Genomic DNA, 21061 nt, shown 5'->3' with positions numbered 1-21061 from the left:
GCCCCGGGGCGCGGCACCAGCTGTGCCCCCGCCCCGGTCACAGCTCCCGCTGCGCCTCGTACAGGTTCCGCGGCCGTACGGCGTCCGTCGTGCCGTACAGCTCCAGGCGGGAGTGCAGGTCGCCCTCGAAGTCGGGCACGTCGATCTGGTCGAACTCCGTTACCTCGTTGATGCCGACGGTGGCGGAGTACGGCACCAGGCCGTCGATCTTCATCAGGCCCGCGCGGCCGTTCGTCACGCGGATGTTCCAGTGGGTGAAGCGGGCGCCGAAGAGGGGCCCGGCGATGGCGTCACCGCCGTGACGGCCGTTGTTGTTCACGGTGATGTCCGTACGGACGTTCGCGAACGGCAGCCCCCGGTGCGAGTCGAACGTGCCCATCTGCATCTCGCCGCGCGACCAGACGTTGTACGAGGACAGGCCCTCCACGTTGATGCCGTGGAGCTGGGTGTTCGGCGGGGCCGGGACGGTGCGCTGCTCGATCGTGAAGTCCTCGATCAGGTTGTCGTGCGAGCCCTCGCGGCAGAAGTACGGGTGGTGCGAGCCACGGCCCGCCACGCGCGTGCGGCGCAGGGTGCAGGAGGAGGCGGCGACCAGGCCGAAGCCGTTGTCCACGTGCCGCACGACGACGTCGTCCGCCCAGCAGTCGTAGGCGCACTGGAACGCGACGCCGTTGTAGCCCTTGTCCAGCAGGTGCTGGGACTGCGGGGTCTCGATCGCCTGCAGTGTGAGGCCCTCGACGCCCGCGCCGGTCAGCTCCTGTACGTGCGTGGTCAGGCGCGGATCCCACTCCGGGCGCACGTCCAGCGGAAGAGGTCGCTCGAACGTGACCTTCCGGCCCGCCACGCGCGCGATGCGCACGGGCCACTCATAGGGGACGTAGGACGTCAGCTTCGTCATGTCGTCCCAGGAGTACGCCTGCGGGCCGGGGCCGCCGCCCGACATGTGCTCCAGGAGGGTGTGGCCGGCGTCGTCCGCGAGGCGGAGCAGGACGAGCCGGCCCGGCCTCAGCCGGCGGGCGTCGGCGACCGTCACCGTCCAGGAGCCCTGCCTGGCCGGGGACACCGTGGTCAGCGTCTCCCACTCGTCGCGCTTGTTGCCGGTCCAGCCCTCGAACGGCCATGCCTGCGCTCGGATGGCCGCGACCAGGGAGTCCCAACGGGCCTTGGGCGCCAGCCAGATGAGACCGCCCGCCCAGGACCAGGACGACTTGGTGCCGCCGTAGCGTGAGCCGTAGACGCCGATCAGCTCGGTCAGGTTCTTCGTCGCGTACAGCGTCGTACGGTCGCTGCCCGCGCCCCGCAGGACGACGTTGTCGTATCCGATGTGGATCAGGCCGTCGATGCGGAAGGTGCCGGGCGGGATGGTGACCGTGCCACCGCCGGCCCTTCCGGCGGCGGCGATGGCACGGTTGATCGCGGGGGCGCAGTCCGTCGTGCCGTCCGCCACGGCTCCGTAGGCCGTCACATCGGCCACCACGGGGCGGCGGGGGAAGCCTGCCGTCCCGCGCCGGTGGCCGGCCCGGCCCACGTAGGGGATCTGCGGATGGGTGAAGGGCGCGCGGACCAGCTCGTGCCACAGGACGGGCACCCGGCCCCTGGACGGTGTGGCGGCCGCCGCCGTCGTTCCGGTGGTGGCGGCGGCCGCCACGGTGATGGCGCCTGCGAGCAGGCTTCGTCTGCTGATGTCCGCGTGTCCTTTGCCCATGCCCGAACCGCCTTCCAGGGATTCCCGGGACGAGCCCGGGGGAGAAGGTCCATGGATGTGAACGACGTTCAGAATTGTGCTGGCCGTGAGCATGCCACGGGGCCGCATGGCGCGGAAGGGGTCGTGCGGGGATGCATCACAGGCGAATTACAGGGCGCGGAGGGTCAGGCCTCGGGCCGCTGGGTCAGATGACTGAACGCCTCCAGGTTGCGGGTGGACTCCCCGCGGGACACCCGCCAGGCGTACTCCTTCCGGATCGCGGACGCGAAACCCAGCTCCAGAAGGGTGTTGAAACTGCCGTCCGCCGCCTCCAGGACCGAACCGAGCAGCCGGTCCACCTCCTCCGGGGTGACCGCGGCCAGCGGCAGCCGGCCGGTGAGGTAGATGTCGCCGAGCGGGTCGACGGCGTAACTCACCCCGTAGAGCTTGAGGTTGCGCTCCAGCAGCCAGCGGTGCACCGCGGGCTCGTTCTCGTCGGGGTGGCGGATCACGAAGGCGTTGAGGGACAGCGAGTGCCGGCCGACGATCAGTGAGACGGTCGTCGACAGCTTGCGCGCCCCGGGGAGCTTCACGACGTACGAGCCCGACTGCGGGCTCTCCCAATCCAGTTCGGCGTCCTTCAGGACCCCTTCGATGACCTGTGCGGCCCGCTGCTGATCGGACATGCCAGGCAGCGTACGCGAGGTGTCAGCCGTGGTGGGCGCGCGCCCTGCGCCGGTGGGCCTGCATGGCCTCCGTGTACACCCCGGCGGTGGTCGAGGCGGCCGCGTCCCAGCCGAACGACCGTGCGTGCCGCGCCGCGGCCTCGCCCATCCGGGCGCACAGCTGCGGGTCGTCGGCGAAATCGCGCAGTACGCGCGCGTACGCGGCGGGATCGTGGCCCTCGACCAGGAACCCGGTGTGCCCGTCCCGCACGGCGACGGGCAGTCCTCCGACCGCGGCCGCCAGGACCGGCGTGCCGACGGCCTGTGCCTCGATCGCGACGAGCCCGAAGGACTCGCTGTACGACGGCATCACCAGGACGGACGCGGCGCGGAACCAGTCGGCGAGCTGGTCCTGCCGCACGGGCGGCCGGAAACGGACGACGTCGGATATGCCCAGCCGGGCGGCGAGCTTCTGCAGCCCCTCCGGCTTGGCCAGCCCACTGCCGCTGGGGCCTCCCACGACGGGCACGACGATGCGGGAGCGCAGCTCGGGGCGCTCGTCGAGGAGGACGGCAACGGCGCGCAGCAGCACGTCGGGCGCCTTCAGGGGCTGAATGCGCCCGGCGAAGAGCGGGACGAGCGCGTCCTGCGGCAGCCCGAGCCGGGCCCGGGCGGCGGCCCGGCCGTCGGCGGGCCGGAAGCGCTCCAGGTTCACCCCGGGGTGGACGACGGCCACCTTGCCGGGGTCGGCGGCGTAGTGGTGTACGAGTTCGTCGGCCTCTTCGGAGGTGTTGGCGATGAGCCGGTCGGCAGCGGTCACGATCTGCATCTCGCCGATGACCCGGGCGGCGGGCTCGGGGGTGTCCCCCTCGGCGAGGTTGGCGTTCTTGACCTTGGCCATGGTGTGCATGGCGTGCACCAGGGGGACGCCCCAGCGCTGGGCGGCCAGCCAGCCGACGTGGCCGGAGAGCCAGTAGTGGGAGTGCACGAGGTCGTAGTAGCCGGGGCGGTGACCGGCCCACGCCTGCATCACGCCGTGTGTGAAGGCGCACAGCTGGCCCGGGAGGTCCTCCTTGGCCAGCCCCTCGTACGGTCCGGCGTCGACGTGCCGGACGAGCACGCCCGGGGCCAGCTGGACGGTCGGCGGGAGAGCGGCCGTGGTCGCCCGGGTGAAGATCTCGACCTCGATGCCCAGGCCGGCGAGCCGCTGGGCCAGCTCCACGATGTAGACGTTCATGCCGCCGGCGTCACCCGTGCCGGGCTGGTGCAGCGGTGAGGTGTGCACGGAGAGCATGGCCACACGGCGGGGCCTGCGGTGCGGCAGCCGCAGCCGCGAGGTGGTCGCCGGAGAGCGACGCCCGAGCCTGGTGACGTACTGGCTCACGTGGCGTTCCTCCTTGCTGCGGGCATGCCTGAGCGGACGGCGCGGAACACCCTCCAGGAATGCGAACACCGCGCGGGTGCGCACCATTTCCCGCGGAGGCGGTTTTACTCAATCATTGCCATGTGTCGGTCAACCGTTCGAGGCGTGGGGCCTGAGCCGGTGCCCGTCCCCCGGCTGCGGCGTCAGGTCGACAGGGACGCGTCGGCGTCAGGTCGACAGGGGGACCGGGTGGATCTCGTCCGCCTTGTGGCCTGCGCGTTCGTGGATGCGCTGGACAGCCTCGGCCGAAGGGGCCTCGGACAGGCAGTAGACCGTCCCCGACTCCGGGTCCGCCCAAGCGTGCCGGAAGTGCACGCCCTCTTCCTCCTCGATGGCGAGGTCGGCCCGGTGGGCCTCGCTCAGCTGATCGGCCGTGATGCCCTTCATGCCGTGGTGGATGTCCATGAACTGGGCCATGACCTGGTACCTCGTTCCTGGTGCGCCCCCGTTCCTTCGTTTCCTTCCTTCACTTTTCCTTCTCTTTCATGCTGCGCTCGTGGGCTTCCCCATGCGTACGAGGGGCCCCGGCGCAGTGCGCCGGGGCCCCTCGTTGTCGTAGGTCCGAGTTCCGTTGTCGAGCGGTCGAGCGTCGAGCCGTCGTGCGGTCGTGATGTCGAGTGCGGTGCGCCGTCAGCCGCACTGGCAGGGCGCGCCCGACTGGCATCCGCATCCGCAGCCGGAGCCGCAGCCGCAGGCGCCGACCAGCGGCAGGCTTGTGATCTCGGCGGGCTGGTGGGTCTCGCGCTCCTGCGTGGGGTCGGGCGTGCTCGGGGTCTCGGCCATGGGTCCCTCCTCGAAGGATGTCGAGACTGGTGCCTCCGCCCATTGCATGCCCGCTGGGGCGGGCGCATCAACGGCGCACGGGGGCTCGTACACGCCCGGCCGGCCTTCTTCAGGCCCCTTGCGGGCTCCCCGTCACGCGCCCTCGACGCCCGTCACCGGCTGCACATCGGTCTGGATGTCGTCCGCGTGCTCACCGGTCACCAGGTACACCACCCGCTTGGCCACCGCGACCGCGTGGTCGGCGTAGCGCTCGTAGTAGCGGCCCAGCAGGGTCACGTCCACGGCGGTCTCGATGCCGTGCCTCCAGCGCTCGTCGATCAGGTGCTGGAAGAGGGTGCGGTGCAGCAGGTCCATCTCGTCGTCGTCCTGCTCGAGCTGCATGGCCAGGTCGACGTCCTTGGTGATGATCACCTCGGCCGCCTTGGCCATCAGGCGCTGGGCGAGCTGGCCCATCTCCAGGATGGTGGCGTGCAGGTCGTACGGCACGGCGCGCTCGGGGAAGCGCAACCGGGCCAGCTTCGCGACGTGCTGGGCGAGGTCGCCCGAGCGCTCGAGGTCGGCGCTCATCCTGAGCGACGTCACCACGATGCGCAGATCCGTCGCCACCGGCTGCTGGCGGGCCAGGAGGGCTATCGCGCGCGCCTCCAGGTCGTGCTGGAGGTCGTCGACCTTCTGGTCGGCCTCGATCACGGCCTCCGCCAGCTTCAGGTCGGCGTCGAGGATGGCCGTCGTGGCACGCCCGATCGCCGACCCGACCAGCCGGGCCATCTCGACCAGGCTGTCACCGATCGAGTCAAGTTCCTCGTGGTACGCGTCCCGCATCTGGGTGTCCCTCTCTTACGTCTGCTCCGGGGGGCCGGGGGCCGGGGCCCGTCGTCACCATGACGAAAACACGGCGGACACGGCGCCCTGCGCAACCCCACGCTCCCACGTTCCGGCCCGTACGCGACTGTTTCCGCCATCCCAAATGAACCGATACTGGCTCCCAGGTGAACTCTGGGCGACGAGTGTTCGAGGTCGCACTCCGATGGCTGTGGGCAGGTGCGAGGACCTGCCTAATCTGGACGCATGGACGTGAACGCGGCGGTCGCCGCAGCGGCAGCGATCGCCGGAGTGCTCACCGGTGTCATCGCCATGCTGGCGTTCCGCTGGAGCGAGCGCGACCAGAAGCGCCCCACCCGCACTTCCCTGCACACCGACCCCGTGCTGCCGCCGGGCGTGGACACGGTGCTGTCCGTCCTGCGCTCCTCGGCCGTCGTCCTCGACGAGTCCGACGCCGTCGTCAAGGCCAGCTCCGCAGCCTATGCCCTCGGGCTGGTGCGCGGCGGCAGGCTCGCCGTCGAACCGATGCTCCACATGGCGCGTGACACCCGGCGCGACGGCGAGATACGCCAGGTCGAACTGGACCTGCCGCGGCGCGGCACGGGACGCGGGGAGGCGCTCGCCGTCTCCGCCCGCGTGGCGCCGCTCGGCTCCCGGCTGGTCCTGCTGCTCGTCGAGGACCTCACCGAGGCCCGCCGGATAGAGGCGGTGCGCCGGGACTTCGTGGCGAACGTCAGCCATGAGCTGAAGACACCGGTGGGTGCCCTGTCGCTGCTCTCCGAGGCAGTCATGGACGCCTCCGACGACCCCGAGGCCGTGCAGCGCTTCGCGGGCCGGATGCAGGTCGAGGCCACCCGACTGACCAGCCTCGTGCAGGAACTCATCGACCTCTCCCGGGTGCAGAACGACGACCCGCTGGAGGACGCCGAGCCCGTACGCGTCGACGAACTGGTCGCCGAGGCCGTCGACCGCTGCCGGCACGCGGCCACCACCAAGCAGATCACCATGGCCGCCGGCGGCACCGCCGATCTGCGCGTGTGGGGCAACCGCGGACAGCTCGCCGCCGCCCTCGGCAACCTCGTGGAGAACGCCGTCAACTACTCGCCCGCCCGCACCCGCGTCGGCATCGCCGCCCGCCGGGTGTCCGCGCAGGGCGGGGACCTCATCGAGATCGCCGTCACCGACCAGGGCATCGGCATCTCCGACAAGGACAAGGAGCGCATCTTCGAGCGCTTCTACCGCGTCGACCCGGCCCGCTCCCGCGCCACGGGCGGCACGGGCCTCGGTCTCGCGATCGTCAAGCATGTGGCCGCCTCGCACGGCGGGGAGGTCACGGTGTGGAGCTCCGAGGGTCAGGGCTCCACCTTCACCCTGCGGCTGCCGGAGGCGGGTGCGGCCCGCGACCGTGCGACCGACCATCCGTCCGACCTCGATGAAGAGGACGGCCGGCCCGACGGGACGACCCCCACCGTCTCAACCCCGTACGAACCGCTTCCCGCCCCGGAGGTCCTTCCGTGACCCGAGTGCTCGTCGTCGAGGACGAGGAGTCCTTCTCCGACGCCCTGTCGTACATGCTCCGCAAGGAGGGCTTCGAGGTCGCCGTCGCGACCACCGGGCCCGACGGACTCGACGAGTTCGAGCGCAACGGCGCCGACCTCGTCCTCCTCGACCTGATGCTGCCGGGTCTGCCCGGCACGGAGGTGTGCCGCCAGCTGCGCGGTCGCTCCAACGTCCCCGTCATCATGGTGACCGCCAAGGACAGCGAGATCGACAAGGTCGTCGGGCTGGAGATAGGAGCCGACGACTACGTCACCAAGCCGTTCTCCTCGCGGGAGCTGGTCGCCCGTATCCGGGCCGTGCTGCGCCGTCGCGGCGAGCCGGAGGAGGTGACGCCGGCCGCGCTGGAGGCCGGTCCGGTGCGGATGGACGTCGACCGGCACGTGGTCACGGTCTCCGGGTCGAAGGTCGACCTGCCGCTGAAGGAGTTCGACCTGCTGGAGATGCTGCTGCGCAACGCGGGTCGCGTACTGACCCGGATGCAGCTCATCGACCGGGTCTGGGGCGCGGACTACGTGGGCGACACCAAGACCCTCGACGTCCACGTCAAGCGCCTGCGCGCCAAGATCGAGCCGGACCCGGGCGCCCCGCGCTACCTGGTGACGGTCCGTGGCCTCGGCTACAAGTTCGAGCCGTAAGCCGTATCGGTAAGCCGTAACGGCGGCGGCGGCGTGTCGGCGCACGCATCGCACGACGAAGGGCGGGACTCCTGGCGGAGTGCCGCCCTTCGTGCGTGGGGGTTCGTGCCGCACCGTCGGCGGCCGTGCCCGCCTCCGCGCACCCGTACGACGAAGGGCGGCACCCCCAGCGGGGTACCGCCCTCGTGTCCGTGCCCGGGAGTCCCTCAGTGGCTCGGGGACTTCGACGCCGTGGTCGACGGCTTCCCCTCGGCGCCGGCGGCCGGGGAGCCCTGCACCGACGTGGACGGCTTGGGGGAGCCCGACGCCGACGTGGACGGGGACGCGGAGCCGGTGGCCGACGGCGACGGGATGTTGCTCGGGCCCCACTTGGTGAAGTAGCTCTCGGCCGGGACCACGAACGCCCGCAGGCTCACGTCGCCGGCCTCACTGAAGCTGAACGTGATCTTCTGCGCGTTGCCGTCCTGCACGGCCTCCCGGCTGCTCGGCAGCACCGCGGAGGCGTTGCCCTTGCCGCCGATCACGACGGAGCCGCCGGCGGGGATGGTCAGCTTGCCCTTGCCCGAGGCGGGGCTGAGTTCCGCGGTCTTGCCGGTGCCGTCGACCGTGATGGAGTCCAGCGTCTGGTCGGTGCGGCCGGAGTTGAAGACCGTCGCGGAGATCACGGCGGGCCCGGTGGACTTCGGGTCGGGCTGGGTGATGACGAGCGCGTTCTGGATCTTGATGTTTCCGACGCTGGTCGCCGCGTTGTCCGGCTTGACCTCGAGCGTCTGGCTGTCGTTGCCGGCGCCGCAGGCGGCGAGCGAGGCGATCGAGAACGCGATGGCGGCGGCGGCGAGGGCGCCGCGTCGAAGGCTGCTGCTCACGGCGGCGGCAACTCCTTGTACGTGGGCGAAGCAGGGCGACCCCCTGATAAAGCCGCCCTAAGTATCTGTCAGCGGCCTTAGGTTACCGAGCCGCTCCCCGGCCACCGCACCCGACCCTCCCCAAGCCCGGCACTTCGCCTCGCGGGCCGGGCCCACGCCACGGCGCGCCCCACCGCTGTCAGGGTGACGGCGGAGGCTTCACGCCAGTTCAGTGACCCTCCCCGACCCTCCCTGTCCGTCACTTCTGCCACTCTTGTCACTACTGTCACTCCAGTCACTTTGAGCGCTGCTGGCTCAGCATTCACATAAGCGTCTCCTCATCCGCACCGGGGATTTCCCGTAAGGAATGCGCGACGGGTTGCGAGGCGGGTGCCGGAAATCGATCACCGGCACAACAACCGCGCCTCGCCGGAGCCCTTGATCAATTCCGGATTCGACTCGTACCCGCCTCCGCGCACCGAACGGAGTAGCGGAAGTCGATCGCTTGAGGGTGGACAAAACGGGATGTTCCAGGCACGCTCGAAGCCGTGCGACGCGTGTAACGCCCGGGTTTCGCCCCGCCCGCACAGCCGCTCCGACCTGCGAATACCCTCTTCCGCTCACCCCTCGAAGCACGTTCCGGTCGCGCTTGTCAAGCCCCGAGATATGCCCTGACCTGCGAAAACGCCATTCAGAAGACGCGGTTTCCGTGTTACCCTGGATAGCCACGGAAGGGGTACCTGTCACATGACGTTCAAGGTTGGCGACACCGTGGTCTATCCCCATCACGGGGCCGCGCTGATCGAGGCCATCGAAACTCGCCAGATCAAAGGCGTGGACAAGACCTACTTGGTGCTGAAGGTCGCCCAGGGCGACCTGACGGTGCGTGTGCCAGCGGACAATGCGGAGTTCGTCGGCGTGCGTGATGTGGTCGGTCAGGACGGGCTGGACCGGGTCTTCGAGGTGCTGCGCGCGCCGTACGCCGAGGAGCCCACGAACTGGTCTCGTCGTTACAAGGCAAACCTGGAGAAGCTCGCCTCCGGCGACGTCATCAAGGTCGCGGAAGTCGTGCGTGACCTGTGGCGCCGTGAGCGCGAGCGCGGACTCTCCGCCGGTGAGAAGCGGATGCTCGCCAAGGCCCGGCAGATCCTGGTGAGCGAGCTCGCCCTCGCGGAGAACACGAACGAGGACAAGGCCGAGGCGCTGCTCGACGAGGTCCTCGCGTCCTGACGCCCGTCCCGGCCTGCTCGCTCCCCGGCCAGGAGCGCGGCGGACCGACCGGCGCACAGCACACACGCGATGCCGTGGTGCCCGATGACACAGTAGATGTCGCCGGGCGCTGCGGCATGTTCGTACCCGTCACTGCCCGACGTACCCATGACGCCGCGGCCCGAACCTCAGCTGCAACAGCCGGAACGTGAAAGCCCTGCCCCGATCCCCGTGCCGACGGGGAAACCCCGATACTTGGCGTGCCGGGCCCGGGCAGTCGGCTCGACCAGAAGTCACGGAAGGGTCCGGTCAAGGCGTCGCGCCCGGCACGGTGTGGCCATACCCATCCCGGCCGAGCACACAAACCTGACAGGAACCGATGTCTGACGATTCGCGCCCTTCGACCACCGAGCCGTCCGCCGTCCGTACCGCCGCGGTGATTCCGGCCGCCGGCCGGGGCGTCCGCCTCGGCCCGGGCGCCCCCAAGGCGCTCCGCGCGCTCGGAGGCGTTCCCATGCTCATCCACGCCGTGCGCGCGATGGCGGCGTCCCGCGCCGTCTCCCTCGTCATCGTCGTGGCCCCGCCGGACGGAACTGCCGAGGTCAAGTCGCTGCTCGACGCGCACGCGCTGCCGGAGAGGACGGACTTCCTGGTCGTCCCCGGCGGCGATACACGCCAGGAGTCCGTGCGGCTCGGCCTCGACGCCCTGCCGCCCGAGTACGGGATCGTCCTGGTCCACGACGCGGCCCGCCCCCTGGTGCCGGTGGACACGGTGGACGCGGTGATCGAGGCGGTACGGGAGGGAGCGCCGGCCGTCGTCCCGGCGCTGCCGCTCGCCGACACGGTGAAGGAGGTCCAGCCGGCCGCCGCGCCCGGCGAGCCCGAACCGGTCGTCGCCACCCCCGACCGCGCCCGGCTGCGCGCGGTGCAGACCCCGCAGGGCTTCGACCGCGCGACGCTGCTCCGGGCCCACGAGACGGTCACGGACAACGTCACGGACGACGCGAGCATGGTGGAGCAGCTCGGGCTGCCGGTCGTCGTGGTCCCCGGCCACGAGGAGGCCTTCAAGGTCACGCGACCGCTGGACCTGGTGCTCGCAGAGGCGGTCCTGACCCGCAGGAGGCTCACCGATGGGTTCTGAGGCGTCCGATGTCCGGCTGCCGCCGGGTGGGCCGCTGCTGCCCCAGGTGGGCATCGGCACCGACATCCACGCCTTCGAGGAGGGCCGGGAGCTGTGGTGCGCGGGCCTGAAGTGGGAGGGGGAGGGGCCCGGCCTCGCGGGCCACTCCGACGCCGACGTGGTCGCACACGCCGCGTGCAACGCCCTCTTCTCCGCCGCCGGCCTCGGCGACCTGGGGCAGCACTTCGGCACCGGGCGGCCCGAGTGGTCCGGGGCGTCCGGGGTGACGCTGCTCGCGGAGGCGGCACGGATCGTGCGCGAGGCGGGGTTCCGGATCGGGAACATCGCGGTGCAGGTCGTGGGGCCGCGCCCGAAGATCGGCAAACGCCGCGACGAGGCGCAGAAGATCCTCTCGGAGGCGGCGGGCGCACCGGTCTCGGTCTCCGGCGCCACGACGGACGGCCTCGGCTTCCCCGGCCGGGGCGAGGGCCTGATGGCGGTGGCGACGGCGCTCGTGGTGCGGGTGTGCTGACGGCGGCGCTCTTGCTGCGCGTGTGCTGACGGTGGCGCTCGTGCCGCGCGTCCGTGACGGCGGCGCTCGTGGTGCGCGTGTGCTGACGGTGGCGCTGGTGCCGCGCGTCCGTGACGGCGGCGCTCGTGGTGCGGGCGTGCCGAGAGCGTGCGAGGGTACCGGCAGAGTGACCAGCGACACATGACTCAGGTCCCGGAGGCACCCATGCCGACCGCCGTACTGTCCGACCGCCTCAAGAGCCTGCTCGACGGCCCCGTCTTCATCGTCGTCGGCACGATCCAGCCCGACGGCAGCCCGCAACTGTCCCCCGTGTGGGTCAAGCGGGACGGTGACGACATCCTCTTCTCCACGACGGTCGACCGCCGCAAGAAGCTGAACCTGGACCGCGACCCCCGGGTGAGCGTGGTGGTCCTGAACCCCGACGCGCCGTACGAGTACGCGGAGATCCGCGGCACCGCGGAGATGAGCACCGAGGGCGCCCGCGAACTGATCGACGAACTGTCGCTGAAGTACACGGGGAAGAAATACGCGGAGTTCAACCCGGCGTCGGCGCAGGACGCGGACCGGGTGGTGGTGCGGGTGGTGCCGCAGAAGGTGGCGGGGCGGCTCTGAGGTGGGGAGACCCGTCGTGTCCGCCGCATGATCGGGTGACGGTCTTGGTGGCCTGGGCGCCGGACACCGGCCCCGGCCCACTACTCTGGACTCGTGACTATTCGCCTGTACGACACCAGCGCCCGGCAGATCCGTGACTTCACCCCGCTCAAGCCGGGTTGTGTCTCGATCTACCTGTGTGGCGCCACCGTGCAGGCCGCACCGCACATCGGGCACATCCGCTCGGGCCTCAACTTCGACATCATGCGCCGGTGGTTCGAGTACCGCGGCTACCAGGTGACGTTCGTCCGGAACGTCACCGACATCGACGACAAGATCATCGCGAAGTCCGCGGACCAGGGCCGCCCCTGGTGGGCCATCGGCTACGAGAACGAGCGCGCCTTCAACGAGGGGTACACCGTGCTCGGCTGCCTCCCGCCGACGTACGAGCCGCGCGCCACCGGTCACATCACCGAGATGGTCGAGATGATGCGCGGGCTCATCGAGCGCGGGCACGCCTACGAGGCGGACGGCAACGTCTACTTCGACGTGCGGTCCTTCCCGGAGTACCTCCAGCTGTCCAACCAGGAGCTGGAGAACCTCCAGCAGCCCTCCGGCGTCGGGGAGACCGGCAAGCGGGACCCGCGCGACTTCGCCATGTGGAAGGCCGCCAAGCCCGGCGAGCCGACCTGGGAGACGCCGTGGGGACGCGGCCGCCCCGGGTGGCACCTGGAGTGCTCCGCCATGGCGCACAAGTACCTGGGCTCCGCCTTCGACATCCACGGCGGCGGCCTCGACCTCATCTTCCCGCACCACGAGAACGAGATCGCCCAGGCCAAGGCCTTCGGCGACGAGTTCGCCCGGTACTGGGTGCACAACGCCTGGGTCACCATGAGCGGCGAGAAGATGTCGAAGTCCCTCGGGAACTCGGTGCTCGTCTCCGAGATGGTCAAGCAGTGGCGACCCATCGTCCTGCGCTACTACCTGGGCACGCCGCACTACCGCTCGATGATCGAGTACAGCGAGGAGTCCCTGCGCGAGGCCGAGTCCGCGTTCGCGCGCATCGAGGGCTTCGTGCAGCGCGTCGTCGAGAAGGCCGGAGGTGTCGTCGAGCCCGCCGCTGAGGTGCCGCCCGCGTTCGCCGAGGCCATGGACGACGACCTGGGCGTGCCGCAGGCGCTCGCCGTCGTGCACACCACCGTCCGCCAGGGCAACAGCGCGCTCGCAGCCGACGACAAGGAGGCCGCCGTGGCCCGGCTCGCCGAGGTGCGCGCCATGCTCGGCGTCCTCGGTCTCGACCCGCTCGATCCGCAGTGGGCCGGCGAGGGCGACCGCGGCGAGGACCTGCACGGCGTCGTCGACTCGTTGGTGAGCATGGTGCTCCAGCAGCGGGAGGCGGCCCGCTCCCGCAAGGACTGGGCCACCGCGGACGCCATCCGCGACCAGCTCAACCAGTCCGGGCTCGTCATCGAGGACAGCCCGGACGGCCCGCGCTGGACGCTCGGCCCCCGCTGAGCCCGACACCGATCCGATGATCGATTGTGCCGCCCGGCCCTCCGGGCGGCACACTGCATAGACGTAAGAGACGTACTGGACGTACGTACGAACGCTTCAACAGACACAAACGCTTCAACAGACAGGTAGGTCATGGCCGCGAACAACCGCCGCATGTCCGGCAAGAAGGGCGCGCAGGTCGGCAGCGGCGGCAAGCGACGCCGGGGCCTGGAGGGCAAGGGCCCGACTCCGCCCGCCGAGATGCGCAAGGGACACGCCAAGCAGCGCGCCGCCCAGGCGAAGGCGCGCCGCGCGCAGGGGCGCCCCCAGGGTCGTACGGGCGGGAAGTCCTCCTCCGAGCTGGTCGTCGGGCGCAACCCGGTCGTCGAGGCGCTGCGCGGGGGCGTGCCCGCCTCCACGCTCTACGTCCAGCAGTTCATCGACAACGACGAGCGCGTGCGCGAGGCGCTCCAGCTCGCGGCCGAGCGCGGCGGCATCAACCTCATGGAGGCGCCGCGCCCCGAGCTGGACCGGATGACGAACGGGCTCAACCACCAGGGCCTCGTCCTCCAGGTCCCGCCGTACGAGTACGCGCACCCGGAGGACCTCACCGACGCCGCCTACGACGAGGACGAGGACCCGCTGATCGTCGCGCTCGACGGGGTCACCGACCCGCGGAACCTGGGCGCCGTGGTCCGTTCCGTCTCCGCCTTCGGCGGGCACGGAGTGGTCGTGCCCGAGCGGCGCGCGGCCGGGATGACCGCCGGTGCGTGGAAGACGTCCGCCGGTACGGCCGCCCGTACACCGGTCGCGCGCGCCACCAACCTGACGCGCGCCCTGGAGGCGTACAAGAAGGCCGGGGTCACGGTCGTCGGGCTCGCCGCCGACGGGGACGTGGAACTCGGGGAGCTGGACGCGCTGGGAGGGCCGGTCGTCATCGTCGTCGGCAGCGAGGGCAAGGGGCTGTCGCGGCTGGTCGGCGAGACCTGCGACTTCCGGGTGCGGATCCCGATGCCGGGCGGCGCCGAGTCGCTCAACGCCGGTGTGGCGGCGGGGATCGTGCTGTACGAGGCGGCCCGCCGACGCGCGTGACAACGACGAGCCGGAGGGTGTGGACAGACGTTCGCACCCTCGCTCGTACGGGGGAATCCGGTCGTACAGGGCAAGCTTGACGGAGTCCGGACAGATCCGCGCAGTCAAAGCAGTGTCCTAACCACACGTCACTCGGTTAGATGAGTGTGGAGACCAGAACACGCCGCACACCCACGGGGGACCGGTCGTCCGGGTTCGACGACGCTCCCGCGCTGAGCATGGTGAAGGTGCCGAGCGACCCGGCGCAGGTCATCGTCAATCATGCGAGTTTCCGCGTGCAGTTGGGTGCGTCGGCGCGCCGCGCCCAGTACCCGCGGGTAGCCCGGCAGGTCGGCGGCGCGCAGGACGTCGCGCGCATGCCCGTCGCCGGTACGGCGGCCGGCCGCCGTCGGCCCGTCGTCTGGAGCGGGAGGTCCGCGCCCGACGACACCGGCGCGCACCGGCTGCTGCAGGCCGTACGGACGTCGAGCGTGACGCACGGCGAGGAGGCGGGCGGTGACCCGGGCGCGACCCAGGTCATCCCGCGCGTCGGACTGGACGGCCTGGCGGGCGCCGGCGGCTACGACGACCACCTGGGCGCACAGACGCTTCAGACGCCGGTCGTCGGTGCCCAGCGCGGGCCGCTGGCCGGGGAGACCCGGCTGCTGCCGCCGATGCGGAACGTGCAGAGCGCATACGACGACGTCGTGTACGACGGGCACGCCTACGGCGAACGGCCATACGGAGACCGCGAGTTCGCGGACGCGGCGCGCACCGAGGAACTCGGGAACGGACCGCGGAGCAGGCGGCACGGCGGCGACCACGTACGGCACGCCTACTACCCCGGGCGCCGGATGAACCTCGGCGTGGTCCTGCTGCCGTTGCGCGTCTTCCTCGGCTCCGTCTCCGCCTACGCCGGCATGGGCAAGCTCTGCGACCCCCTCTACTTCGACGGCGGCAAGCGGGGGTCCATGGTCACCTGGCTGAACAGTCTGCACCCCTGGCAAGTCGCCGAGCCGCTGAGGCAGTTCGCGCTCCACCACCCCGTCGGCACCGGCCTGGTCATCGCCTTCCTCCAGGTGATCGTGGGCGTGCTGACCGTCCTCGGGCTGTGGCAGCGGGTCGCGGCCGCGGCCGGGGCGCTGCTGTCGGCGGCACTGATCGTCACGGTGAGTTGGCGGGCCACTCCCGGATACGACGCGCCCGACATCATCTACCTCGCCGCCTGGTCGCCGCTGGTCATCGCGGGGGCGCCGGTGTACTCCGTGGACGGCCGCCTGGCGGGGAGCGCATGGCGCCGGCTCGGGCCGCGGGCGGGCATCTGGGAGCTGCGGCAGTACGTGCTGCGCCGGGGCGCGGTGGTGACGGGGCTGGTGACCGGGGTGACGCTGCTGGTCGGCTCACTGCTCGGCGGGGCGGTGCGGGACGCGGACCGCGTGGTCGTGCCCGGGCCCGGAGAGGCGCCGCGCAACGAACTGCCGGGTTCACCGCTGCCCGAGACGCCGGGCGCGCGGCAGCACAAGCCGAGCCCCTCGGCCTCGCACCCGCCGACGACCCAGGGCTCGACGTCGTCGCCGTCGAGCACGTCCAGGACGCCGGCCACGGCGGGCGCGACCGGCTCGGTCACGGGCGGCCAACCGAGTCAGACCCAGGGCAGCGTGGGCCACGCACCGCCCCGCCACTCGTCCCCGTCCGGGCGCGGCCCCAGCACCAGTGCGGGCCCCTCCTCGTCGGGCGGCACCGGCACGGCAGGCCCGACGGGCGGCTCGACGGGCGGTGCAGGGGGAGGCGGCGGCAGCAGTTCGGGAGGCTCCGACCACCTGGTGGGCGGGCTGCTGGGGTAGCCCGACGCTCCCATGCAAAGGGGCCCGCACATGGTGTGCGGGCCCCTTTGCGTGAGCGGTGGTGGATCCCTGTCGCAGTGTCAGCGGCCCTGTGCCGCGAGTTCCTTTGCCGCTTCCGTGAGGTCCTTCGCCGTGTCGATCGCCCGCCAGTACGCGCCCTGCGGGATCGGGAAGCCCGCCAGGCGGCGTTCGCGGGCCAGGCGGGGGAACGTCGTACGCTCGTGGTCGCCCCGCTCCGGGAGCATCTTCGCGAACTCGGCGGAGAAGACGTAGACGCCCGCGTTGATCTCGAACGTGGACGGCGGGGACTCGATGAAGTCCGTGACGTGGCCGAAGCCGTCCGTCTGCACCGCGCCCCACGGGATGCGCGGCCGCGCCAGCGCCAGTGTGGCGACCGCGTCGCGCTCGGTGTGGAAGTCCGCCATGTCGCGCAGCGAGAACCGGGTCCAGATGTCACCGTTCGTCGCGAACCACGGCTTGTCGGGGTGCGGCAGGTGCTCGGCGGCGTAGCGCAGGCCGCCGCCGCGGCCGAGCGGCTCCGACTCCACCACCGTCGTGACGCGCAGCGGCAGGTCGGCGGAGGCCAGCCAGTTCTGCAGGACCTCGGCGAGATGGCCGCAGGAGACGACGACGTCCGTGACGCCCTCCTCGGCGAGCCAGACGAGCTGATGTCCGATGATCGGCGTCCCGGTGCCCGGGATCTCCACCATCGGCTTGGGCCGGTCATCGGTGTACGGACGCAGCCGGGAGCCCTGGCCCCCGGCCAGGACGACGGCTTGGACGGGGCGCGAGGCGGCGTTCGGATCGGTCATGACCGCACTGTACGTCGCCTCGCGCCCCGCCAGGCCGGGGGCCTCAGCCGCGGCCGCCCGCCACGCCCGAGGCGAAGGACGTGTCGCAGACCGGCCGGGCGTAGGCCTGGGCGCGCGACGGCCCGTACACGCGGACCGCGGCGCGGCCCAGCGCCCTGGCGATGGACGCGCAGTGCTTCGCCAGTGACGGGCGGCCGTTGACGGCCTCCTGGAGGTGGGTGAGGGCGACACCCGGGTTCTTCTCCTGCAGTTCCAGCAGGAGCTTGTCGCGCAGCACGTCCTGCGGGGCCCGGGAGGACGCACGTGTGGAGACGTCTTCGGAGGACGCGGCGAGCACCGAGTTGGCGCCGCCCGACCAGTTGACGCGGGTCACCGCCAGCGTCCCGGACAGCACCAGGACGACGGGCAGAACGAGGGCGAGGGTGCGGCCGATCCGGCGGGCGGGGCCCCGGCCGCGCCGTCCCTGAGGAGTAGTGGTGTGCTTCACGCGAGTGAGGGTAGCGCTCGGTAGTGATTTGGCGACATTTAGTCACCGGTTCGGGTGATGAGGAAGCGCTGATTTCTGGGTAAGGGGTTGACGCCGACCGAATGAAATGTCCCGTATGCCGGGGTATTTGTCGACAACGAAAAGGGCCCCGCAGCGTGCCGCGGGGCCCTTTTCGTCAACCTGGGCGAATCAGCCGAGGTCGTAGCGTCAGTCGGCGTCAGTCGGAGAGACGCTCGCCCGTGGAGGTCGAGAAGACGTGGGTCTCGCCCGAGCGCGGCACGACGTGCAGCTGGCTGCCCTTCTCCGGCACGTCACGGCCGCTCACGCGGACCACCAGGTCCTTGGACTCCTCGCCGACCTTCGCGGTGCCGTAGACGTAGGCGTCGGCGCCCAGCTCCTCGACGACGTTCACGGTGACCGCCAGACCCTGGTCGGAGTCCGGGCCGGCCACGTCGAAGTGCTCCGGGCGGACACCGACGGTGACGGTCTTGTCCGTGGTCGAGGAAAGCGCCTCGCGCTGCACCGGCACCACGCTGTTGCCGAACTTCACACCGCCGTCGGCGATCGGGACCTCGACGAGGTTCATCGCGGGGGAGCCGATGAAGCCGGCGACGAAGAGGTTCGCGGGCTTGTCGTACATGTTGCGCGGGGTGTCGATCTGCTGGAGCAGACCGTCCTTCAGTACGGCCACGCGGTCGCCCATCGTCATGGCCTCGACCTGGTCGTGGGTGACGTAGACGGTGGTGATGCCGAGGCGGCGCTGGAGCGACGCGATCTGCGTACGGGTCGACACACGGAGCTTGGCGTCGAGGTTGGACAGCGGCTCGTCCATGAGGAACACCTGCGGCTCACGCACGATGGCGCGGCCCATGGCGACACGCTGGCGCTGACCACCGGAGAGCGCCTTCGGCTTGCGGTCCAGGTACTCGGTGAGGTCGAGGATCTTCGCGGCCTCCTCGACCTTCTTGCGGATCTCCGCCTTGTTGACGCCGGCGATCTTGAGGGCGAAGCCCATGTTGTCGGCGACCGTCATGTGCGGGTAGAGCGCGTAGTTCTGGAACACCATGGCGATGTCCCGGTCCTTCGGCGGCAGGTGCGTGACGTCACGGTCGCCGATCCGGATGGCGCCGGCGTTGACGTCCTCGAGCCCCGCCAGCATGCGGAGCGAGGTGGACTTGCCGCAGCCGGACGGGCCGACCAGGACGAGGAACTCCCCGTCCTCGATGTGGATGTCGAGCGCGTCGACGGCGGGCTTCTCGGTGCCCGGGTAGATCCGGGTCGCCTTGTCGAACGAGACAGTGGCCATGGTGAATGGGCCCCCTTCTACCGGCAGGAACGTGCCGGACGATCCGAGTAGGAAGGTGGTTGCCACTACGGGGTTCCGTTGTGGTGTAGTCCACAAGAGTGAACTGGCTCGAGACGGTACCTGGCGTTCACCGGTCTGTCAGCACCCCTGGGACTGTGAACTTCGCGGAAATTTTCGACAGACCCGCCCCCGGACCTGGGTACACTGCACGAGCACCCAGGTGCACGCCTCCTTAGCTCAGCTGGTCAGAGCGCCGCTCTTGTAAAGCGAAGGTCGTCGGTTCGAATCCGACAGGGGGCTCTCTCGCTGAACAGCACGAACGCCCCGGCCGATGATCGGTCCGGGGCGTTCGACATCCACGGGTGACATCAACCCGTGCGGTCACTCACGGTCGACACGGCGCCTGAGCAGGCGATCCATGTGACTGATGGCCTCCCGCTGCGTGTCCGACGTCACGTGCGTGTAGACATCCATCGTGATGCTGATCTGGCTGTGCCCCAAGATCTCCATCACGACGCGGGGCGCGACACCGGCCGCGGTGAGGAGCGTGGCGCAGCCGTGCCGGGCGTCATGCAGACGGATGCGCCGAAGGCCGGCGGCGGCGGTGATGCGGAAGAACGACCGGTTGACGTTCTGCGGGTCGATCGGGCGACCGGTGCGGGTGGTGAAGACGTACGAGGACGGGGAGAGCTCGACTCCCTTGCGCCGAGCCGCCTCGGTCTGACGCATCCGGTGCCAGCGGAGCGCCGCAAGGCAGATCAGCGGGAGGGGCACGGGACGCGCCCGGCCGCTCTTGGTGGTGTCCTCGTAGAGCTCGCCACCCACGCGCTGCACCTGCTTGCTGACCCGCAACACCCGATGTTCAAGGTCAACATCCGACCAGCGAAGCCCCAGGATCTCGCCGCGCCGCAGCCCCATGGAGACCGCCAGGACGAAGGCCGCGTACAGCGGATCGCGGCGCGCCTCCTCCAGGAACCTCAGCGTTTCGTCCAGCGTCCACGGAGAAAGCTCGCGGCGGGGCACCTTCGGGGCCTCCACGAGCGAGGCGGCGTTCCGCGTCACCAGCTCCTCACGGCAGGCCGCGGTGAGGGCCGTCCTCAGCACGCGGTGGGCCTCTTTGGCCGTGGCAGGGGAGGCCAGGCGCGATACGTCGGCGACGAACATCCGCACATGGCGGGGCCCCAGTGCCTCCAGGCTCTTGGAGCCGAGCAGCGGCACGAGGTAGAGGCGCACGTGCATGGCGTACTTGTTGTACGTCGTCCGCTTGCGGTTGGGCTTGATGAAGTGCTCCAACCAGTACGGCAGCCACTCGGCGAGCTTGGCCGACCGGGTGGGCACGGGCACGCCCTGGTCGACCTTGGCGAGCAGTTCCCGGCGCTTGGCGTCGCACTCGGCCCACGTCTTGCCGTAGGCGAACTTGCGGGCACGAGTGCCGTCCGGCTGGAGCACGTACACCGCGCACTGATAGCGGCCGTCCTTGCGCTTGGTGATGGTGCCCGCGCCGTTCGGGTTGCGTTTGCGCTCACTGGCCATCAGGCAGCCTCCTTGATCCGGCCGAGGATGAAGTCCTGCACGGCATCAGCAGGGATGCGGCGAGCGCCATCGATCTTGATCGAGGCCAGGCGGCGGGAACGGATCAGGTCGTAGACCTTGGAGCGGCCAACCTTGAGCCGGGCCATGACTTCCGGCACGGTCAGCAGCTCTGCGGTTGCGGTTGTCATGCGGCGGCTCCTTCCAGGGCCAGTTGGTCGCGTAGGGCTTCGCGGGCGGTCTCGCGGTTGAGCTGGAGATCGCGGGCGATGGTGGCGGCGAGGGCGGATTCGCCGGGGGTGTGGCCGTGTCCGGCGTACTGCCAGTCGGCCAGGACGAGGACGGTGTCCGGCTCGGCGTCGTCCAGGCCGAGGGCTTCGCGTTCTTGGGTGGCGCGGTAGTCGGCGCGTTCCTGGCGGAGGGCGCCGAGGGTGGTGGAGTAGCGGCGGGACTTGGTGGAGAAGTGGCCGCGGAAGCCGAGCATGTGGGCCCAGGCCCACAGGCGGCGGTTCGGGTACAGCGGGTCGAGGATCTTGCAGGCTTCGATGAGGCAGCGGGTGTGGTCGGGGACCTGGTGGCGGTCGAGTTCGGAGAGTTCGCCGATGCGGCGGTCCAGGGTGCCGGTGTTCTCGGCGGCCTTGGTGGCGT

21 protein-coding genes, 1 tRNA gene and 1 pseudogene are annotated in these 21061 nt (G+C 70.8%); 10 read left to right on the top strand and 13 right to left on the bottom strand.

Annotated features, from left to right (window positions below; genetic code table 11):
- Positions 1-37: 37 nt before the first annotated feature.
- From ACFYZE_RS35450 to phoU, 6 genes are all read right to left on the bottom strand, one after another.
- Positions 38-1705, bottom strand: coding sequence for a glycosyl hydrolase family 28-related protein (locus ACFYZE_RS35450; RefSeq protein WP_389003632.1), 1668 nt, complete (start codon positions 1703-1705; stop codon positions 38-40).
- A gap of 164 nt (positions 1706-1869) precedes the next feature.
- Entirely contained in the window at positions 1870-2370 is a 501-nt protein-coding gene (locus tag ACFYZE_RS35445) for a YbjN domain-containing protein (protein WP_389003629.1), read from the bottom strand.
- Positions 2371-2392: 22 nt separating this feature from the next.
- Complete coding sequence (gene mshA, locus ACFYZE_RS35440; RefSeq protein ID WP_389003626.1) at positions 2393-3733, bottom strand: D-inositol-3-phosphate glycosyltransferase; 1341 nt, start codon at positions 3731-3733, stop codon at positions 2393-2395.
- 207 nt (positions 3734-3940) lie between these two features.
- On the bottom strand, positions 3941-4189 hold the full coding sequence (locus ACFYZE_RS35435; protein WP_389003623.1) for an SCO4226 family nickel-binding protein: 249 nt from the start codon (positions 4187-4189) through the stop codon (positions 3941-3943).
- Positions 4190-4402: 213 nt separating this feature from the next.
- A complete protein-coding gene (locus ACFYZE_RS35430; protein WP_389003620.1) occupies positions 4403-4555 on the bottom strand; it encodes a hypothetical protein in 153 nt (50 codons plus the stop codon).
- Between the two features lie 132 nt (positions 4556-4687).
- Positions 4688-5377, bottom strand: a complete 690-nt coding sequence (gene phoU / locus ACFYZE_RS35425) for a phosphate signaling complex protein PhoU (protein ID WP_389003617.1) — start codon at positions 5375-5377, stop codon at positions 4688-4690.
- 246 nt (positions 5378-5623) lie between these two features.
- Here phoU and ACFYZE_RS35420 point away from each other — a divergent pair, with 246 nt between their 5' ends.
- The gene (locus ACFYZE_RS35420) at positions 5624-6895 is read left to right on the top strand and encodes a sensor histidine kinase (protein WP_389003615.1); all 1272 of its coding nucleotides are present in this window, start codon (positions 5624-5626) and stop codon (positions 6893-6895) included.
- Positions 6892-7572 (top strand): response regulator transcription factor, encoded by a 681-nt coding sequence (locus ACFYZE_RS35415; protein WP_015659563.1) that lies wholly within the window; start codon positions 6892-6894, stop codon positions 7570-7572. The genes ACFYZE_RS35420 and ACFYZE_RS35415 overlap by 4 nt, the downstream gene beginning before the upstream one ends.
- Before the next feature lie 206 nt (positions 7573-7778).
- On the opposite strand, the gene ACFYZE_RS35410 is transcribed toward ACFYZE_RS35415, so the two are convergent.
- Complete coding sequence (locus ACFYZE_RS35410; protein ID WP_389003612.1) at positions 7779-8438, bottom strand: DUF461 domain-containing protein; 660 nt, start codon at positions 8436-8438, stop codon at positions 7779-7781.
- 726 nt (positions 8439-9164) lie between these two features.
- Here ACFYZE_RS35410 and ACFYZE_RS35405 point away from each other — a divergent pair.
- From ACFYZE_RS35405 to ACFYZE_RS35375, 7 genes are all read left to right on the top strand, one after another.
- The gene (locus ACFYZE_RS35405; RefSeq protein WP_003953493.1) at positions 9165-9647 is read left to right on the top strand and encodes a CarD family transcriptional regulator; all 483 of its coding nucleotides are present in this window, start codon (positions 9165-9167) and stop codon (positions 9645-9647) included.
- A 358-nt stretch (positions 9648-10005) separates the two neighbouring features.
- Positions 10006-10767 (top strand): 2-C-methyl-D-erythritol 4-phosphate cytidylyltransferase, encoded by a 762-nt coding sequence (gene ispD / locus ACFYZE_RS35400; RefSeq protein ID WP_389003609.1) that lies wholly within the window; start codon positions 10006-10008, stop codon positions 10765-10767.
- Positions 10757-11278 (top strand): 2-C-methyl-D-erythritol 2,4-cyclodiphosphate synthase, encoded by a 522-nt coding sequence (ispF, locus tag ACFYZE_RS35395; protein ID WP_389003606.1) that lies wholly within the window; start codon positions 10757-10759, stop codon positions 11276-11278. The genes ispD and ispF overlap by 11 nt, the downstream gene beginning before the upstream one ends.
- Positions 11279-11482: 204 nt before the next feature.
- The gene (locus ACFYZE_RS35390) at positions 11483-11890 is read left to right on the top strand and encodes a PPOX class F420-dependent oxidoreductase (protein WP_389003603.1); all 408 of its coding nucleotides are present in this window, start codon (positions 11483-11485) and stop codon (positions 11888-11890) included.
- Between the two features lie 93 nt (positions 11891-11983).
- Positions 11984-13384: a cysteine--tRNA ligase gene (cysS, locus tag ACFYZE_RS35385; RefSeq protein ID WP_389003600.1), complete on the top strand. Its 1401-nt coding sequence runs from the start codon at positions 11984-11986 to the stop codon at positions 13382-13384.
- A gap of 132 nt (positions 13385-13516) precedes the next feature.
- A complete protein-coding gene (rlmB, locus tag ACFYZE_RS35380; protein ID WP_389003597.1) occupies positions 13517-14455 on the top strand; it encodes a 23S rRNA (guanosine(2251)-2'-O)-methyltransferase RlmB in 939 nt (312 codons plus the stop codon).
- 140 nt (positions 14456-14595) lie between these two features.
- Complete coding sequence (locus ACFYZE_RS35375; protein ID WP_389003594.1) at positions 14596-16278, top strand: DoxX family protein; 1683 nt, start codon at positions 14596-14598, stop codon at positions 16276-16278.
- A gap of 80 nt (positions 16279-16358) precedes the next feature.
- Here the strand turns inward: ACFYZE_RS35375 and ACFYZE_RS35370 are convergent, their stop codons facing one another.
- From ACFYZE_RS35370 to ACFYZE_RS35360, 3 genes are all read right to left on the bottom strand, one after another.
- Positions 16359-17090: an NDP-sugar synthase gene (locus ACFYZE_RS35370; RefSeq protein WP_389003592.1), complete on the bottom strand. Its 732-nt coding sequence runs from the start codon at positions 17088-17090 to the stop codon at positions 16359-16361.
- Positions 17091-17133: 43 nt separating this feature from the next.
- Positions 17134-17577: a hypothetical protein gene (locus ACFYZE_RS35365; RefSeq protein ID WP_389003589.1), complete on the bottom strand. Its 444-nt coding sequence runs from the start codon at positions 17575-17577 to the stop codon at positions 17134-17136.
- Between the two features lie 217 nt (positions 17578-17794).
- Positions 17795-18883, bottom strand: a complete 1089-nt coding sequence (locus ACFYZE_RS35360; RefSeq protein ID WP_389003586.1) for an ABC transporter ATP-binding protein — start codon at positions 18881-18883, stop codon at positions 17795-17797.
- 226 nt (positions 18884-19109) lie between these two features.
- On the opposite strand from ACFYZE_RS35360, the gene ACFYZE_RS35355 reads away from it, so the two are divergent.
- A tRNA-Thr gene (locus ACFYZE_RS35355) sits at positions 19110-19183 on the top strand.
- A gap of 81 nt (positions 19184-19264) precedes the next feature.
- Here ACFYZE_RS35355 and ACFYZE_RS35350 read toward each other — a convergent pair.
- The 3 genes and pseudogenes from ACFYZE_RS35350 to repSA form a co-directional block, all read right to left on the bottom strand.
- Positions 19265-20416, bottom strand: coding sequence for a tyrosine-type recombinase/integrase (locus ACFYZE_RS35350; protein WP_389003583.1), 1152 nt, complete (start codon positions 20414-20416; stop codon positions 19265-19267).
- Positions 20416-20604, bottom strand: coding sequence for a helix-turn-helix domain-containing protein (locus ACFYZE_RS35345; protein ID WP_389003580.1), 189 nt, complete (start codon positions 20602-20604; stop codon positions 20416-20418). The genes ACFYZE_RS35350 and ACFYZE_RS35345 overlap by 1 nt, the downstream gene beginning before the upstream one ends.
- Positions 20601-21061: pseudogene (gene repSA, locus ACFYZE_RS35340) on the bottom strand (replication initiator protein RepSA); the annotation flags it as partial. The pseudogene repSA and the gene ACFYZE_RS35345, both read right to left, overlap by 4 nt.

Origin of the sequence: Streptomyces sp. NPDC001796, from assembly GCF_042892355.1 — a bacterium.
Taxonomy (GTDB): domain Bacteria; phylum Actinomycetota; class Actinomycetes; order Streptomycetales; family Streptomycetaceae; genus Streptomyces.
The sequence above is the reverse complement of the archived record's forward strand: the minus strand, read 5'-3'. Positions and strand labels throughout refer to the sequence as shown.